This is a genomic window from Actinosynnema sp. NPDC023658 (genome assembly GCF_040639995.1).
Taxonomy (GTDB): domain Bacteria; phylum Actinomycetota; class Actinomycetes; order Mycobacteriales; family Pseudonocardiaceae; genus Actinosynnema.
Genome location: NZ_JBFAAX010000841.1, coordinates 1 through 2,431 on the forward strand (window position 1 = coordinate 1; position 2,431 = coordinate 2,431).

Annotated in this window: 1 protein-coding gene; it reads left to right on the forward strand. The window is 70.5% G+C overall.

The features are described 5' to 3' along the window. Nucleotides 1–45: 45 nt before the first annotated feature. Nucleotides 46–2,431 (forward strand): discoidin domain-containing protein (locus AB0G02_RS35430; RefSeq protein WP_360803385.1); only part of this gene is annotated, 2,386 nt, incomplete at its 3' end.

The window sequence follows — 2,431 nt, forward strand, 5'->3', positions numbered from 1 at the left end:
CCGAGCATGGCGAACCCGACGACGAAGCTGAGCACCGTGCACACGGTGAACACGCGGCTGCGGAACAGGCGCATGGGCAGCATCGTCACCGCGCCGCTCTCGCTCTACCTCGACGGCGCCAAGACCGGCAGCCTCACGCTCACCTCGAAGTACTCCTGGCGCTACGGCGGCTACCCGTACGCCAACGACCCCGGCCAGGGCAAACCGCACCACCTCTACGACTCCACCCGCGCCCTGTTCCCGCGCACGCTCCAGGCGGGCTCGAAGGTCAAGCTCCAGGTCGACGCGGGCGACAGCGCGCCGTCCTACACGATCGACCTGGCCGACTTCGAACTCGTCGCGCCGGCGGCCACGCGGCCCGCCAACTCCGTCTCGGTCACCGAGCACGGCGCCACCCCGAACGACGGCACGAACGACAACGCGGCCTTCGACGCCGCGGTCGCCGCCGCGAAGGCCTCGGGCCGCGAGGTGTGGATCCCGGCGGGCCGCTTCACGGTCACCAAGCACATCACCGTCGACCAGGTCACCGTCCGCGGCGCGGGCCACTGGCACAGCGTGGTCGCGGGCGACCGGGTCGGCTTCTACGGCCTCGGTGAGCCGTCGAGCTGCGGTCAGGGCGGCAACGGCGGCGTGAGCTCGCGCGTCGGCCTGCACGACTTCGCGATCATCGGGGAGGTCACCAACCGGGTCGACTGCGACCAGACCAACGCCATCGGCGGCGCGCTGGGCGGCGGCTCGGAGATCACCGGCATGTTCCTCCAGCACACCAAGGTCGGCCTCTGGCTGGACGGCCCGTTCTCCGGCCTCACCATCCGCGACAACAAGGTCGTCGACCAGCTGGCCGACGGCCTGAACCTGCACCGCGGCATCAGCAACGTGCTCATCGAGAACAACCTCTTCCGCAACATCAGCGACGACGGCATCGCGTTCTGGTCCGAGCAGCAGGCCGACTACGGCAACACCATCCGCCGCAACACCGTCGTGGTGCCGATGAAGGCCAACGGCATCGCGATCTACGGCGGCCGGGACAACGTCGCCACCGAGAACGTCGTGGCCGACACCCAGGACCAGGGCGGCGGCATCCACGTCGGCAACCGGTTCTCGTCGGTGCCGCTGTTCGGCACCACCACCCTGTCGAAGAACACGACGCTGCGCGCGGGCGTGCTCGACTCCAACTGGCAGTTCGGCGTCGGCGCGCTGTGGTTCGACGCCCGCGACGGCGCGATGAGCGGCCGGATCGACGTCACCGACACCGACCTCGTCGACAGCAACTACGAGGCCATCCAGTTCATCAGCGGCACCATCACCAACGTCCACTTCGACGGCGTGCGCATCAACGGCGCCGGCACGTTCGGCATCCAGCTCCAGTCGCCGGGTGCGGCGTCGTTCACCAACGTCACCGCCACCGGGCTCGGCCGGGCGGGCATCTACAGCTGCCTGGGCGAGAACGCCTTCCAGATCACCAGGGGCACGGGCAACTCCGGCTGGGACGGCCCGGCGTACTGCGGCGCGTGGCCGGACCCGGTCTACACCGACCCGACCACCCCGCCGACCAGCACCACCACCACCACCACCACGACCACGACGACCACGACTGTTCCGCCGGGCGGCAACCTGGCCCGCGGCAAGTCGGTCAGCGCGTCCACCGCGAACGGCGGCTTCCCGGCGTCCAACGCCGTCGACGGTGACGCGAACACCTACTGGGAGAGCGCGAACAACCAGTTCCCCCAGTCGTTGACGGTCGACCTGGGCCGGTCGGAGAACGTGGGCCGCCTGGTGCTGAAGCTCCCGCCCGCCACCGCCTGGGAGGCCCGCACGCAGACGTTGGGCGTGTCGGGCAGCACGGACGGCGGCACGTACGGCCAGGTCGTGGCGTCCACGGGCTACCGGTTCGACCCGGCGTCCGGCAACCAGGTCACCATCCCGGTCTCCGGGACGCACCGCTACCTGCGGCTGACGTTCACCGGCAACACCTCCTGGCCCGCGGCCCAGCTGTCCGAGCTGGAGGTGTACGCGTCATCGACGACGACCACCACCACGACCACGACGACGTCGGTTCCCCAGGGCAACGTGGCGCGTGGCAAGGCGGTCCAGGCGTCGGCCGCCGGAGGCTTCCCGGCCTCCAACGCGGTGGACGGTGACGCGAACACCTACTGGGAGAGCCCGAACAACCAGTTCCCGCAGTCGTTCACGGTCGACCTGGGCAGCCGGATCGCGGTGAAGCGGGTCGTGCTGAAGCTGCCGCCCGCCGCCGCGTGGGGCGCCCGCACGCAGACGATCAGCGTGTCGGGCAGCACGGACGGCGGCACGTACAGCCAGCTCGTCGCGTCGACCGGGTACCGGTTCGACCCGGCGTCCGGCAACCAGGTGAGCGTGCCGGTGTCGGCCGACCACCGCTACCTGCGGCTGACCTTCACCGGCAACACCGGCT